This window comes from Dyadobacter sp. OTU695 (genome assembly GCF_038440355.1).
Taxonomy (GTDB): domain Bacteria; phylum Bacteroidota; class Bacteroidia; order Cytophagales; family Spirosomataceae; genus Dyadobacter.
Map to the genome: position 1 here is coordinate 118,416 of NZ_JASATN010000016.1, position 14,020 is coordinate 132,435.

General features: G+C 49.7%; 12 protein-coding genes. 8 read left to right on the forward strand and 4 right to left on the reverse strand.

Going from position 1 to position 14,020, the window contains the following annotated elements; all coding sequences use genetic code 11:
• The first annotated feature begins 2 nt into the window (after nt 1–2).
• Together AAHB90_RS24875 and AAHB90_RS24880 are read left to right on the forward strand one after the other, a co-directional pair.
• Nucleotides 3–860, forward strand: a complete 858-nt coding sequence (locus AAHB90_RS24875; RefSeq protein ID WP_342087934.1) for a ThuA domain-containing protein — start codon at nt 3–5, stop codon at nt 858–860.
• Between the two features lie 41 nt (nt 861–901).
• Entirely contained in the window at nt 902–2,335 is a 1,434-nt protein-coding gene (locus tag AAHB90_RS24880) for a Gfo/Idh/MocA family protein (protein ID WP_342087935.1), read from the forward strand.
• Between the two features lie 38 nt (nt 2,336–2,373).
• Here AAHB90_RS24880 and AAHB90_RS24885 read toward each other — a convergent pair whose 3' ends face one another.
• Nucleotides 2,374–3,234: an AraC family transcriptional regulator gene (locus AAHB90_RS24885; RefSeq protein ID WP_342087936.1), complete on the reverse strand. Its 861-nt coding sequence runs from the start codon at nt 3,232–3,234 to the stop codon at nt 2,374–2,376.
• Between the two features lie 258 nt (nt 3,235–3,492).
• Between AAHB90_RS24885 and AAHB90_RS24890 the strand changes: the two genes are divergently transcribed.
• The 5 genes from AAHB90_RS24890 to AAHB90_RS24910 all read left to right on the forward strand — a co-directional run bounded on the left by AAHB90_RS24890 (nt 3,493) and on the right by AAHB90_RS24910 (nt 9,235).
• On the forward strand, nt 3,493–3,921 hold the full coding sequence (locus AAHB90_RS24890) for an META domain-containing protein (RefSeq protein ID WP_342087937.1): 429 nt from the start codon (nt 3,493–3,495) through the stop codon (nt 3,919–3,921).
• A gap of 247 nt (nt 3,922–4,168) precedes the next feature.
• On the forward strand, nt 4,169–4,996 hold the full coding sequence (locus AAHB90_RS24895) for a sugar phosphate isomerase/epimerase family protein (protein WP_342087938.1): 828 nt from the start codon (nt 4,169–4,171) through the stop codon (nt 4,994–4,996).
• Nucleotides 4,997–5,216: 220 nt separating this feature from the next.
• The gene (locus AAHB90_RS24900) at nt 5,217–7,691 is read left to right on the forward strand and encodes a TonB-dependent receptor (protein WP_342087939.1); all 2,475 of its coding nucleotides are present in this window, start codon (nt 5,217–5,219) and stop codon (nt 7,689–7,691) included.
• A gap of 25 nt (nt 7,692–7,716) precedes the next feature.
• Complete coding sequence (locus AAHB90_RS24905) at nt 7,717–8,892, forward strand: PepSY-associated TM helix domain-containing protein (protein ID WP_342087940.1); 1,176 nt, start codon at nt 7,717–7,719, stop codon at nt 8,890–8,892.
• A gap of 130 nt (nt 8,893–9,022) precedes the next feature.
• Entirely contained in the window at nt 9,023–9,235 is a 213-nt protein-coding gene (locus AAHB90_RS24910) for a hypothetical protein (protein ID WP_342087941.1), read from the forward strand.
• A 179-nt stretch (nt 9,236–9,414) separates the two neighbouring features.
• Here the strand turns inward: AAHB90_RS24910 and bioB are convergent, their stop codons facing one another.
• The 3 genes from bioB to AAHB90_RS24925 all read right to left on the reverse strand — a co-directional run bounded on the left by bioB (nt 9,415) and on the right by AAHB90_RS24925 (nt 12,592).
• The gene (gene bioB / locus AAHB90_RS24915) at nt 9,415–10,395 is read right to left on the reverse strand and encodes a biotin synthase BioB (protein ID WP_342087942.1); all 981 of its coding nucleotides are present in this window, start codon (nt 10,393–10,395) and stop codon (nt 9,415–9,417) included.
• Nucleotides 10,396–10,541: 146 nt separating this feature from the next.
• Nucleotides 10,542–11,972, reverse strand: coding sequence for a glycoside hydrolase family 125 protein (locus tag AAHB90_RS24920; protein ID WP_342087943.1), 1,431 nt, complete (start codon nt 11,970–11,972; stop codon nt 10,542–10,544).
• Between the two features lie 68 nt (nt 11,973–12,040).
• Nucleotides 12,041–12,592, reverse strand: a complete 552-nt coding sequence (locus AAHB90_RS24925; RefSeq protein WP_342087944.1) for a GNAT family N-acetyltransferase — start codon at nt 12,590–12,592, stop codon at nt 12,041–12,043.
• 301 nt (nt 12,593–12,893) lie between these two features.
• Here AAHB90_RS24925 and AAHB90_RS24930 point away from each other — a divergent pair, with 301 nt between their 5' ends.
• Complete coding sequence (locus tag AAHB90_RS24930; protein WP_090375131.1) at nt 12,894–14,018, forward strand: Gfo/Idh/MocA family protein; 1,125 nt, start codon at nt 12,894–12,896, stop codon at nt 14,016–14,018.
• Nucleotides 14,019–14,020: the final 2 nt, after the last annotated feature.

The following is a 14,020-nucleotide window of genomic DNA, read 5'->3' on the forward strand; positions in this document are numbered from 1 at the left end:
CAATGAAAAAACAACACATCCTGACTACAATCCTGCTCTGCCTGCTATTTGCTGGGCTGGGATGGCCTACGAGCACACACGCGCAGAAAATTAAATGGAACAAGGTCAAAGTCCTGGTCTATACCAAAAACGGGAAAGGCTATGTACATGATAACATCGCCAATTCCAAGATAGCCATTCTCGCCCTGGGAAAACAGCATGGATTTGCCGTGGATACAACCTCCGACCCGTCGAAATTTACCGATGAGAATCTGAAACAATACGACTGTCTGGTCTTCTCGAATACCAACAACGACGTTTTCGATACCGACGCGCAGCGGGTTGCATTGATGCGGTACATTCAGGCAGGTGGCAACTTCGTGGGTTTACACTCGGCTTCCGGCACGGAGCGTAAATGGCGTTGGTTTAAAGATCTGCTCGGCGGTACGTTCTTCTGGCATGAGCCCGGGCAGAGCTTTGCGGTGAAAATTCTGGATCCTAAAAACCCTTCGCTGGCCCATTTGGGAAATGTATGGCAGCGGCAAACGGACGAGTTTTATTTTATCAAAGAGCTTGGCGTAAACCTGAATGTACTGGCTGTGAATGACCATTCTACCATTCAGAAACCCGCCGGCAAGGCACTTGATACATTTGGCGACGTTTTCCCGTCAGTTTGGTGGCATGAATACGACGGCGGCCGCGCATTTTACACTTCGCTCGGGCACCAGAAAGAGGATTATGAAAAAGAAGACTTGCGCAAGCATATCCTCGGCGCCATTGAATGGGCAATCGGGCCACAGAAACCACGGAACTACGGCAAGGCTTACGCAACCAGCCCGCAAGATGCGGTGCGAAACGCCATTCCTGCCCTCTCGAAATAATCACGAACATATCAGTCATCAATCCTAAATCTGCATACAAAATGAAAGATCAGCAGGAGCAAAATCAGGACAGAAGGTCATTTTTGAAAGCGACGGCCAAGGGTACGGCAGGCATTATCGCAGCATCGATGTTCCCGACCATCGTGCCGTCGACTGTTTTCGGTAAAAATGCACCGAGCAACAAGATCAATATCGGGCAGATCGGTTTCGGCCGCATCGGCTCCACACACGATTTGCCGGAGGTGATAAAAAATGAGGCAGCACACGTGATCGCTGTTGCCGATCTTGACAAAAACCGTTTGGCAAAAGGTAAGGAATGGATCGAGCGGAAGTACGTCGAGCGCACCGGGAAGGAGAAATATCTAGAAGTAAAAACCTACGACGATTACCACGAAATCCTCGGCCGCAAAGACATCGACGCGGTCATTATCAGCACGCCCGATCACTGGCATGCGCAGCCTGCGATGGAAGCGGCTGTTGCCGGCAAACACATTTATATGCAAAAACCCACCTCGCTTACGATCAGGGAAGGTCGCCAGATGGCCGATATGATCAAGAAGAAGGGGGTAATTTTTCAACTTGGCAGCCAGCAGCGGTCGATGAACCCCTGGCCGCAGTTCAAGCGCACCTGCGAACTCGTGCGTAACGGTCGTATCGGAAAGCTGAAAAAAGTATATGTGGGCCTTCCCGGTGACCCTGCGGGTGGGAATACAGCACAAATGCCTGTTCCACCCAATCTGAACTATGACATGTGGCTGGGTTCGACGCCGGAAGTTTACTACACATTGGATCGCGTGCATTCGCAGACAGACATAAATGATCGTCCGGGCTGGCTTCGTCTGGAACAGTTCGGCGCGGGTATGATCACTGGTTGGGGATCACACCACATCGATATCGCGCATTGGGGAATGGATACGGAACTGACCGGACCTATCGAAATCGAGGGTAAAGCGACATTCCCTGCGAAAGGCTCGGGGCTCTGGGATGTACACGGCGATTTCCTCGTGAATGCGTTATATGAAAACGGGGTAGTAATGGAAATAGGCGGTACCAATCCTAATGGCGTGAAATTCGAAGGAACCGATGGTTGGATATTCGTTTCGCGCGGAAATGTGGGCGTTACGGCCTCCGACCCCGTTGCTGCACAGAATGCGAAAGAAAACAAGGCTTTCTATGCTAGCGATCCTAAAATCTTGGGCTCTGTGATCCAGGCTAACGAGATACATCTGTACGAAAGCCCGGAACAACACCAGAACTGGATCGAAAGCATCCAAAGCGGTAAACAGACGATCAGCCACGCCGAAATCGCCCACCGCTCATGTACCGCCTGCCTGCTCGCACACACGGCCATGAAACTCGGCCGGAAAGTAAAATGGGACCCGAAAAAGGAACAATTCATTAATGATAAGGAAGCGACTGCAATGCTCTCTCGCCCACAGCGTGGGAAGTATGGGACTAATAATGTGAAAGGTTAATCAAAAACGGGCAGCGAAATCGCTGCCCGTTTTTGATTTCAATAATTTCCCTTATACTCTCGCGGCGTATGCCCGATGTACTTCTTGAAGTTCCGGTTAAAGTTCGATAGCGAATCAAAACCGCTGTCGTAGGCGATCTGGGCAATAGTCCATTTGTCTTCGAGAAGCAGTTTGCAAGCGTGGCCGATACGGATTTCGTTGACAAAATCGATGAAGGTCTTGTTGGAACGGGCTTTGAAATACCGGCAGAATGCGGCTTCGGTCATGCCGGCGAGGGAAGCGACGTCGCTGAGGCGGATTTCCTGGAAAAAATGTTGGAGCACGTAGTTGTGCACCTTCTGCATCCGCTCAGTTTCCGAAACTTTGAAATTATTGACATAGCCGTAACTCGAAATAAATTCACCGCTATTGTCATGGGCCAGCCGGTCGAGCAGCGTCAACAATTGCAATATGCCTTTAAACCCTTCCACTGCCGTTAGCGAGACCAACTCGTCTCGAATATGTTCGGCTAGCGCACCTTTGTAGCAAATCCCCCTCTTTGAGTCGGCCAGTAATTGCCGGAGGCCGAGCATTTCAGGCTTTTCAAGAAAGTCTTTTCCCAAGAAATCTTCCTGAAAATAGAGCACGATCCCGTGGGTAACGAGGGAAGAGCCTGGTTCAAAATAGGCCGGATCGCTGCGCCAGAGATGCGGCACATCCGGGCCAAGAAATACCGTGTCGCCCGGACCGAAAGTCTGGATGGAATCCCCTATCAACCGTTTGCCGGTTCCCTCTAGAACGGTGAATAGTTGGTAATGCGGATGGAAGTGCCAATTGGGGTCGAAATGGGGTTCTTTCAGTTCGTGTACGGTAACGGTGCGAACCTGGCTCTCTATATTTTTATGAATGGGCGCCTTCATATTGTGTCAGTATTTTACCCAAAATAACGACAATATTACATCTTTACTATCAAAATATGATCATTATTGAAATTTATTCCTAAAAATAGATTGAGCCACCGGTAAAAGATTCTCGCTTTGCCACCGTTATATTTTATACCACGACCGTTCAAAACGCTGGCACATTTTTTATAAATTTATAGAGCCGCTCAACTTTTTTGCAACCTTTTTCGCGAGTTCGATGTCAATCTTAGGTAGTTCTGAAACTTATTTACGTGTATGAAAGGCCTTCTAATTCCGACAGCATCCGTGCTGTTTTTTTCGCTGCTTACAGGTTGTGGAAAAACCACCACAATCAGCAGTAATGTGGAGTTGACCGGCAAATGGCAATTAGAAAGTATTGTTCAGGAGGATGACACCATCAACAAACCCGCTACCAGCAAAGGCGTGATGGATATAGGCCTCAATTTCAAAGAAAAAGGGGAGCTGGAAGGTACCACTTCCACCAATATCCTCACGGGTTTTTATGAAACCGCCCAGCAGAATACAATTCAAATTGGCGGGGGTGGTACGGAAAGAGCAGAAACGAGTTGGGGAAACCTTTTCGTGAATGCGCTGCCCAGCGTGAACTTGTACGATCTGAAAACCAATAAACTGGTTCTCTATTACGAAAACAATAACCAGCTTATTTTCAGCAGAGTACAGTGAAATAGCATTGATATATACTTCATGAATGGCGGCCCTCTTCAAAGGGTCGCCATTTTTGTTTCCCGGCTATGAGTCAATTTTACCCGGATATTAAGGCAGATACCTGTCAACTTATCAATATCAGCTAACTACTCGTCAAATCGTGTATATTGAACAGTACTTTTTTACTTTAAGATTGTATACTGAAAAGACCCGGGTACCTGACTCCCGGCTTATCCATTCGCCAGCGAGATAAATTCGATTTTTGATGAAGTACAGCATGAACCTCCTTTTGTGGGGAAACCAGATTGACGAAAGCCTATTTCCTACCCTCGAACTCATTAAAGAGATCGGCTTTGACGGCGTCGAGGTGCCAATTTTCAATACAAATCCAGCGCATTGGTTCAAATTCCGGGAGAAGCTCGACAGCCTGGGCCTGGCTTGCGAGACGGATACTATATGTGGTCCCTCGGAACACCTGATCAGCGCCGATCCGGCCATGCGCCGACATACGATCGATCATTTAAAAAGTGCATTGGATTGTTCGCTTGTACTCGGAGCAAGCCGGTTAATGGGCCCCTACCATTCCGCCCTTGGTGTTTTCACCGGGAAACCTGCCACTGAGGAAGAATGGCAATGGGGCATAGAGGGCATCCGCGAGGTGGCCGACTATGCCGAGTCACTTGACATCACCTTGGGCCTGGAATACCTCAACCGCTTCGAGCTGTACCTGACCAGCTGTGGCGACGAGATCATCCGCTTTGTGGATGAGGTAAACCACCCGAACTGCAAGATCATGTTCGATACTTTCCACGCGAACATCGAGGAGAAAAATATCGGCGATACCATCCGCAAGGCCGGCGACCGCATTTCATTCATCCAGCTTTCCGAAAACGACCGCTCTACTCCCGGCAAGGGTAATGTGGATTGGGAAGGCGTGTTTCAATCGATCCGCGATATCAAATATGACGGCTGGATCAGTATCGAAGCATTCAGCCCGAAACTGCCTGTCGCCAATATCTGGCGCAAAATGTTCGATTCGGAAGAACAGCTGATGCGGGATGGATTGGCGTTCATTAAGTCGAACCTGGGATAATCGCCCCGACAACCAGGCTTTTAATCCCCCGGGTATCACCAGTCAAATGTAACTTTCAGCCACATTTGACTGGTGATAAAAGTATTAACAGAAAAAATTGCATAATTAGAATGAATTAAAAAATGAGCGCAGAATAAAGAAATCATTATTTGGGATTGGTCTAAATAAGACTACTTTTGCCACCGTTTTGGCATTAGCTGGTTTAATCAATCCCTATATCATGAGGATATTTTGTTTACTCATCCTTTCTCTTTGCTGCTCTCTCGCCTTCGCGCAAACAGGCCAGATCAAAGGCAATATTAAGAACGCCGCGGGCGAACCTGCGGAATCCATCAATCTGATTCTCAAAGGAACAGGTAAAGGAACACTTACCGATGCTGACGGTAATTTTGAATTCAACACACTGGGTCCTGGCCGGTATCAGCTCATGGGTACGGGAGTAGGCATCAAGCGCATCGACCGCAGCGTGCACGTGAAGGCGGACGAGACCGTTACGCTTGAAATCGTTTCCGAAGAAAACACCCAGGAACTGCAAACCGTGGAGATCGTCGGGAACCGCGGAACCAGCTACAAGAACGATTTGTCGTTCATCGCCAGCAAAACCGCAACGCCGGTTAAGGAAGTCCCCCAGGCCATTGCCTATGTTACCAAGGAAGTAATGCGCGACCAGGGCGTGTTCCTGATGGGCGACGCCGTGAAAAACATGAGCGGCGTAAACCAGTTTACTTTTTATGATGACCTCACGGTCCGCGGCTTCCGCATGAACGGCGGAAGTACTACCCAACTTGTGAACGGGTTGCGTACATTCTCGGGTTTCTGGAAGCAGCCACCCGTAAACTACCTCGAACGTGTCGAAGTGATCAAAGGTGCCGCTTCGGCATTGTATGGTAACACTTCACCAGGCGGTACCATCAACCGTGTCACTAAAAAGCCACTCGCAACACCCCGGAAATCATTGAGCTTTACAACCGGCAGCTTCAATACCCTGCGTACGCTGGCCGATTTTACCGGCCCGATGAACGAAAGCAAAACTTTACTTTACCGCCTCAACCTGGGCTATGTGAATGCACAAGGCTTCCGGAACCTGCAATTCGATAAAAATATCATTGTCGCGCCATCCGTATCGTTCCTGCCTACGGACAAAACGCGCATTAACTTCGACCTTGTTTTCAACCGTTCCAACAGCCGCCTTGACCGTGGGCAATCTGTAAAAGGCAATGACCTCTATTCAAGCTCGATCCGCACTTCGCTGAATGCGGTCAATGATTATCTTAATGAAGAAACCTACCTCATTACGACCTCACTGAACCACCAGTTTACCCAAAATACTTCATTTAACGTCGCTTACCTGCGCACCGGGTATTCTGAGGACTTGCTCGAACACCGTAGCAGCAATGTAAATGCGGTGGATTCTGCCGGAAAAGCGATTGAAAACCTCGTAGCGCGGCAGGTCTTTATCCGCAAAACGAAGTCGTTCATGGATAATGTGTCGCTGTTCTTCAACCATAACTTCAATACCGGTATTGCCGAGCATAAACTGGTAGCGGGCTATGACTTTATCCAGTCGTCCACGCCAAAAGGCTCCGGTCAGCAAACCGCGAATGGTTACCTGCTCAAAGCGGGCGGTGCGGCTGCTTACAATCCTAAAACACCTGAAAAGTTTGTGTTTTATAACTATACCGAGAACGGCGTTACTTACAGCATCCCCAAACCGAACATCTCGCATTACGACCTGACGTTGCAGAACAACAATATGGAAGATCCTTCCAAATACATTTACAATGTGACGGCGAATGCAGCGACTACGCCGGTACTATACAAACTCCACGGCTTATATTTACAAGAACAACTCAAAATCAAAAAGTTACAGATCCTGCTTGGTCTGCGCTACGATACTTACATTGACAAGAAAGGATATACTACCAACAATGAGCAGAATGTAACGCAGCATGCATTGCTGCCGCGCATCGGGGCTGTATATTCATTGACCAACCATATCAATGTGTATGGTACTTACACGCAGGGATACAATCCCCAGGATCCGGTAGTACAGAGCAACCCATTGTCCGGGGGGCCATTCGATCCGATCCGCAGCAGCCTTTCGGAAGCTGGCTTGAAAACCGAGTGGCTTGACGGCCGCCTTACCGCGAACGTTTCGGTTTACAATATCACGCAAACCAACACATTGTATTCCGCCAATGCCGCCGACCGTCCCGACCTGATGATCCAGGTAGGTAAAGAAACGGCAAAAGGTATCGAGTTTGATGTAACGGGGAACATTCTTCCAAACTGGAACGTGATCGCCACTTACAGCTACAACGACGCGAAAATTACCGACGCAGGTTCCCGCGCCGCCGACCAGGTGCTCGTCAATTTGCAAAAACCGAATGCCCCCAAAAACCAGGGAAGCATCTGGACGAAATACACGTTCGTAGACAACATCCTGAACGGCTTCGGCGTGGGACTTGGCGGAAACTTTGTGACAGAGCGTAACCTTTCGCTCAACAACACCCAGACATTACCCGGCTACGAGCTGTTGAATGGTGCGGTTTACTACAAAATCGACAAGTTCCAGTTCCAGGTGAACCTCAACAACCTGACCAACAAAACATATTGGGTAGGCGGTTACGATTATCTGCGCCTGTTCCCCGGCGCGCCGCGCAACTTCATGGCGACTGTTTCTTACACCTTTTAAAATGCGTGCTATTTCATAAAATCGTGTGAAAAAGACATTCAGGAAAATCGCATCGCAACTACATTTATGGCTGGGGGTTTCCTCCGGCCTTGTGGTTTTTATCATGGCGCTCACCGGAAGCATTCTGGTTTTCGAGGACGAGCTGGAACCTGTGCTATATCCCAGATTCCACGTCGTCGAAGCTCCAAAGAATCAATCGCCGCTTCCGCTGGATAACCTCCGCGCCGCTGTTGCCAGCGGTTATCCAGGGCAGCGCATTGCCCGCATTGCCATCGAACCCCATGCCGACCGAACGGTTATTTTTAGCTTGGTCAAAGGCAAGAAGGAAAAGGATGTCTTGTCGGTGGCTGTGAATCCGTACACTGCCGAAATCACTGATACCCGTAGGGAAAATGAAGCTTTCTTCCATGTGGTGCTGCAATTGCACCGCTATTTGTGCCTGGAAGAAACCGGCAAGGCTATTACCGGCGTCGCCACCATCACCTTCATCGTGATCATGATCACAGGGCTCATCCTCTGGTGGCCCAAGCGCAAGCAAACCCGCCAGCGCCTGACGGTCAAATGGAATGCGAAATTCAAGCGCCTCAACTGGGACCTGCACGCCGTTTTTGGTTTCTACGTGCTGCCATTTACATTCATCATCGCATTGACAGGCCTTGTTTGGAGCTACAAATGGGTCAACAATATGATTTACCTGACTTTCGACGGCAAGCCGCAGCAGAAACGAGAAGCGCCTGCGAATCCTTCCCAGGTCAATACTTCAAAGCCGGGAGTACTCGCCCGGATCACCACCGAAACCAACAGCTTGCTCAACTATCCCGGCCGCATTCAATTCACACTTCCCGAGTCCGACAGCCTTTCGATCACTGTTTCCAAAGTCAATGAAAATGCTTCCATCAGCAACGTCGTCGATTTCCTCTATTTCGACCAGAACGACGGGCATTTGCTGAGCAAGCGGCTTTATGACAATGAAACTGCGGGTATGAAGGCTCGAAGACTTGTGTTCCCGATCCATACCGGAAGCCTTTGGGGCTGGCCTACTAAGATTCTGGCGTTGATCGTGGCGCTTATTACCGCCACGCTGCCGGTTACTGGGGTGATTATTTGGGTTGGGAGGAAGTTTAAGAAGGAGAGGAAAGCGCGCAGAAAAAGCCCTGCTGCGCCACGTCCGACCGTGCGCACAGGAGCGACCGTTAGTTAAATGATTCCCGCCGGATAAGTCCTTCCGGTTTGTTGATAAATAGATACCCGGTAGGATTAAGATGCTCTTAATTTTATCGGGTATTTTTTATCAACACTTCATCAGACATTAATGGTTATAATTTGTATTAATGAAGACATTTACTTCTATGGAGGAGGCTTTCCAGTGGTGGTTAACGAATATCTACCCATCACTTCCGGCCGAAGTAAAGAAAGGAAAATTGACTTACGCATGGCGGGACTTTACCTACAACAGAGGTATTTCACATGCAAGAATGAAAGAAATCCTTTCTGAGTTTGGAGACATCGAGGTACTGACCTTAATCAAATACTCTCCGAAGTAATTTTTTTTGAATTGAAAGACAGCGGCCACGAAATGATAGCATCTCTCAATACATTAATCGAGCCTACCTATTCACGCCCAATCTGGCATCGGTCAGTTCTGAAATGCGAGAACACATTGTTAACCAGCTGCGTGTGGCGACATTCATCGCGAAGCTCGATGCCAGTCATAGCGCAGTTACTAAGCATTCACCACCTCCCTAACCAAAGCCTTCAACCCCAAAACCTCCATCATCTCCCGATCCTGCCCCATCCCCGGATTCGGCGTTACCAGCAGCTCCCCATTCTCATTCGTGAAAATCGAATTGGCGCCGGCCATAAAGCAGAATGCCTGTTCATATTCGCTCATTTCCATGCGCCCGGCACTGAGGCGTACCATCGCTTTCGGCATCAGAATACGGGCTGTCGCGATCATCCGGACCATTTCCCAGGTATCGACCTTTTTCATATCTCCCAGCGGCGTTCCCTGCACACGTGCGAGGGCGTTCACGGGGACGGACTCAGGATGCTGGGCCATGGTGGATAGCGTGTGAAGCATCTGGATTCGGTTTTCACGGGTTTCGCCCAGACCGATAATCCCGCCGCAGCATACAGATATGCCCGCGTTGCGCACATGGTCGACCGTTTGAAGGCGGTCGTCGTAGGTGCGGGTGGTGATGATTTGCTCGTAATATTCGGCAGAGGAATCCAGATTGTGATTGTAGGCATATAGGCCGGCAGCTTTGAGCTTTTCGGCCTGGGTTTCGGTGAGCATACCGAGCGTGCAGCATACTTCGAGGCCCAATCCGGCTACTTCGGTCACCATGTCGAGCACGCGGTCGAAATCGCGGTTGTCCTTCACTTCCCTCCAGGCCGCAGCCATGCAGAAACGGCTCGAACCACCTTCACGGGCACGGCGGGCGATGGCTACTACGTCGTCCTTTTTCATCAATGCTTTCACATTGATGCCGGTTTGGTACCTTGCCGCCTGTCCGCAGTAGGCGCAGTCTTCCGGGCAGCCGCCGGTTTTAATAGATAACAATGTACATACCTGAATGCGCTCCGGGTCGTGCCACTGCCGGTGGACGGTCGCAGCGTCGTAGATCAGTTGCAGTAAGGGGCGGTTGTAAATGGCTTCGATTTCGTCGGGCGTCCAGTCGGTGCGGATGGTTTCGGTTTGCATAGCTGCATTGTTTTCGAACCAAATTTAGCTGGCCGACCGGCGCAGTACTGCGTCCGGTTTGGAAGAAAGACAATAGTCCGGTGCAACAAAAATGCCTTCCGGTTTGTAGTCCGGAAGGCATTTGACCATCGCATTCATGCGCTTGCTTAATATACTTTCGCCAGCAAATGCGGACGTTCTTTTTCGAGTTTCAGGATCAGCTCGCCGAACAGGGTGTTCACCCACGCGAACCATTTCCGGGTAAATTTGGAATCATCATCCTTATCGAACGACTCGTGCATGAAACCGGTGTGGTTATGCGTCGTTTTAAGCAGTTTCAGCTGAGCCTCGATCTCCTTGTCGCTTGTAGATGTAATGGCGCGTGCAATGATCCCCATCGGCCACACCTGGTTCACGAGCGTGTGCGGGCTACCCAGCCCTTCGCCCGCTTTCCCTTTGAAGAAATAGGGGTTCAGATCGCTTAACACGTATTTACGCGTGTTGATATAAATCGGGTCTTTTAGCGACACCGCATTCAGGTAAGGCAAGCTGATCAGCCCCGGAATACCAGCATCGTCCATCATCACATGGTTTCCAAAGCCATCGGCCTCGAAAGCATATATCTTGCCAAATTTGGTATGATTTATTACACCATGTGTTTTGATCGCAGCCTCCACTTCCGTCGCAAGCTCTCTGAAATCGGCAGCCAGTTTGGCGTTTTTAGCGGCGGATGCTTTTTCGAGCAGTTCGGCTACTTCACGGAACGAGACGACGGCGAAAAAATTCGAAGGAATAAAGAATGGAAAGATCGTGGCATCATCCGACGGGCGGAATGTGCTCGCAATGAGCCCTACCGGCTTGATCGGGTTACCGTATCCGTTGCCTGGAACGGTGTCGGTCGACCACGATGTAACGCGACCGAACCTGTACGGCCCAGGCCCGTCCTTCCGTTGTTGTTCCTTGCAAGTTTGCAGCACAAGCTCCATAGCCTTCAACCAATCGGCGTCGAAAGGTTTGGTGTCTCCCGTCGTTTTCCAGTAGTTATATGCCAAACGAATGGTGTAGCAAAGCGAATCGAGCTCCCATTTACGCTCGTGAAGCATGGGGTTCATCTTAGTCTGATCCTTGCTCCATTCGCTTTCTTTCGGGCGATCGTAAAACGCGTTGGCGTACGGGTCGATCAGTATGCATTTGGTCTGCCGGTTGATCAGGCCAGCCACCATATCTTTCAATTTCGGATCTTCTTTCAACAACGGCAGATAAGGCCAAACCTGCGCCGTGCTGTCGCGGAGCCACATGGCATCAATGTCGCCGGTGATGACGAAAGTATCGGGCTTGCCGTCTACCGGGTTATAATGTACGGTGGTATCAATGGTATTGGGGAAGCAGTTTTCGAAAAGCCAGGCCAGCTCGGGGTCTTTTATCACCTTTTTCATCCGGGTAATGGTCGCTTCTACGGCCGGACTTGTGAAACTGCGTTTATCTGCCGGTATCCGGACTACGGGAAAATCAGCACTGTTGGCGAACGACCATTTGGGCACGGCCATACCGGCGACTGCCAGCGCACCCGCTTTGATAAAATCTCTTCTTCTGAACATGAGTTAGGGTTATTTTATGGGTGCTCTTCAATTATAAAAAAAGCAATTTAGGGAAATTTGGGACACTGCTAACTACCTCGCACCATATGAAAATAACGGTGTCCCATAAAGTCCTTTTCGCCAGCGACCTGGAAGCCCAAATTTTCATACAACCGCTTCGCCGAAGGGTTAATCACGTCCACAATCAGACCCACGCGCGCGTACCCCAGCACACCCGCGTGCTCGCAAAAAGCAATGATCAGCTTCTTACCGATACCTTTACCCTGATGGCTTGGATGAACATTTACGCAATCGATATAGTATTCGCCCGGCTCCGTTTCGTCGTCCGGCTTAAAATCGGGCTCGGCTTCACGGAGCTTGTTGAGTACCGGCTGGCGCAGTTCGTGGAGGCGGCTGCCATCGTAACCGGTTATCGACCCGATCACGCCCGCTTCGGTTTCGTAAACAAGTGTGTTGGCATAACTGTATTGATTGGCTCCGTCTTTGAAAAATGCTTCAAAAAATGGGACTGCATCTTCATAACGGGTAGACCTCGCGAATATCCCTGCAATGTGGCCCATTGCCAGCACGAGCAGCGGTGCTACGGCTTCGGCATCTTCGGGACGGGCAGACCGGATCATAATTTGGGAATTTTGGTAAAGAAAACGGCTCAATTATCGTAAAATCCGCGTTTTCAACTCGTTTTTCTAGCTATTTTTTGCACTAAAACCGATATTAGCTTAAAAACAGATCAAAATACGCACAGTACTAATCAAAACCCGAAAAGTTTTTAGCACTATTTTACTTTAAAATTGTATTGTCGATTAGTATCCACACCAATTCATATTTAAAATACCGGGCAACCGGGCGGGGGGCCGGGCCGAAACGATTCGTTTTTTCCCTAAACCGCTGATCTAGTGAATCATTAACCTGTTAATCAATATGTCCAAGAAAATTAATGTTGCCATTATCGGATTAGGCTTCGGCGCCGAGTTTATCCCCATTTATCAGCAACATCCCAATGCCAATATGTACGCGATCTGCCAGCGTACCGAATCGAAACTGAACGAAATCGGCGACCAGTATGGCATTGAAGTACGCTATACCGACTATGACGAATTGCTGAAAGATCCTAACATCGACGCGGTACACATCAACTCCCCCATCCCCAACCATGCCGAACAGACATTGAAAGCATTGCGCGCGGGCAAGCACGTGGCGTGTACGGTACCGATGGCAACGAGCGTGGAAGACTGCATCGAGATCGTGAAAGCGACCCGCGAAACGGGCAAGAAATATATGATGATGGAAACCGTGGTGTATGCACGTGAATTCCTGTTCGTGAAAGAATTATACGAAAAAGGCGAGCTGGGCAAAGTTCAGTTCCTGAAAGCGAGCCACCAGCAGGATATGGAAGGCTGGCCTGACTACTGGCCGGGACTGCCTCCGATGCATTACGCAACGCACTGCGTCGGACCGGTCGCCGGTCTGCTGAAACTCGAAGCAGAATATGTTTCATGCTTTGGCTCAGGAACTATCTCTGAGGACCTGATCAAGATCCACAATTCACCATTTGCGGTCGAATCTGCCCATATTAAATTCAAAGACAGCGACTTGTCGGCTTACGTGTATCGTTCACTCTTCGACGTGGCGCGCCAGTACCGCGAGAGCTTCGAGGTTTACGGCAGCAAAAAATCATTTGAATGGCCGCTGATCGAAGGCGAAGATCCGGTGATCCACACCGCTAAAAAACCTGAGCACGAAATCCCTGAGAAGGTAACGACACCGGATTATGCACATTATTTGCCGGAGGAGATCCGTCATTTTACCGGTCACGGCGTTTATAACCTGGACGACAATGCACACTTGTCGTTCGTACAAGGCGGCGGCCATGGCGGTTCACACCCGCATTTGGCACACGAGTTCATCAGCGCATTGATCGAAGACCGCGAGCCGTTCCCGAATGCATGGCAGTCGGCCAACTGGACCAGCGTTGGTATCCTCGCGCACGAATCGGCATTGCAGGGCGGCGCGATTATCAAATTGCCGGATTTTCAGAATGTGTAAAG

Excerpts from the sequence above, each read along its gene's own strand:
- AAHB90_RS24880 (WP_342087935.1), top strand. The coding sequence starts at position 902 with ATGAAAGATCAGCAGGAGCAAAATCAGGACAGAAGGTCATTTTTGAAA.
- AAHB90_RS24875 (WP_342087934.1), top strand. The coding sequence starts at position 3 with ATGAAAAAACAACACATCCTGACTACAATCCTGCTCTGCCTGCTATTT.
- AAHB90_RS24920 (WP_342087943.1), bottom strand. The coding sequence starts at position 11,972 with ATGTTCAGAAGAAGAGATTTTATCAAAGCGGGTGCGCTGGCAGTCGCC.
- AAHB90_RS24925 (WP_342087944.1), bottom strand. The coding sequence starts at position 12,592 with ATGATCCGGTCTGCCCGTCCCGAAGATGCCGAAGCCGTAGCACCGCTG.
- AAHB90_RS24910 (WP_342087941.1), top strand. The coding sequence starts at position 9,023 with ATGAAGACATTTACTTCTATGGAGGAGGCTTTCCAGTGGTGGTTAACG.
- AAHB90_RS24885 (WP_342087936.1), bottom strand. The coding sequence starts at position 3,234 with ATGAAGGCGCCCATTCATAAAAATATAGAGAGCCAGGTTCGCACCGTT.
- AAHB90_RS24900 (WP_342087939.1), top strand. The coding sequence starts at position 5,217 with ATGAGGATATTTTGTTTACTCATCCTTTCTCTTTGCTGCTCTCTCGCC.
- AAHB90_RS24895 (WP_342087938.1), top strand. The coding sequence starts at position 4,169 with ATGAAGTACAGCATGAACCTCCTTTTGTGGGGAAACCAGATTGACGAA.
- bioB (WP_342087942.1), bottom strand. The coding sequence starts at position 10,395 with ATGCAAACCGAAACCATCCGCACCGACTGGACGCCCGACGAAATCGAA.
- AAHB90_RS24890 (WP_342087937.1), top strand. The coding sequence starts at position 3,493 with ATGAAAGGCCTTCTAATTCCGACAGCATCCGTGCTGTTTTTTTCGCTG.
- AAHB90_RS24930 (WP_090375131.1), top strand. The coding sequence starts at position 12,894 with ATGTCCAAGAAAATTAATGTTGCCATTATCGGATTAGGCTTCGGCGCC.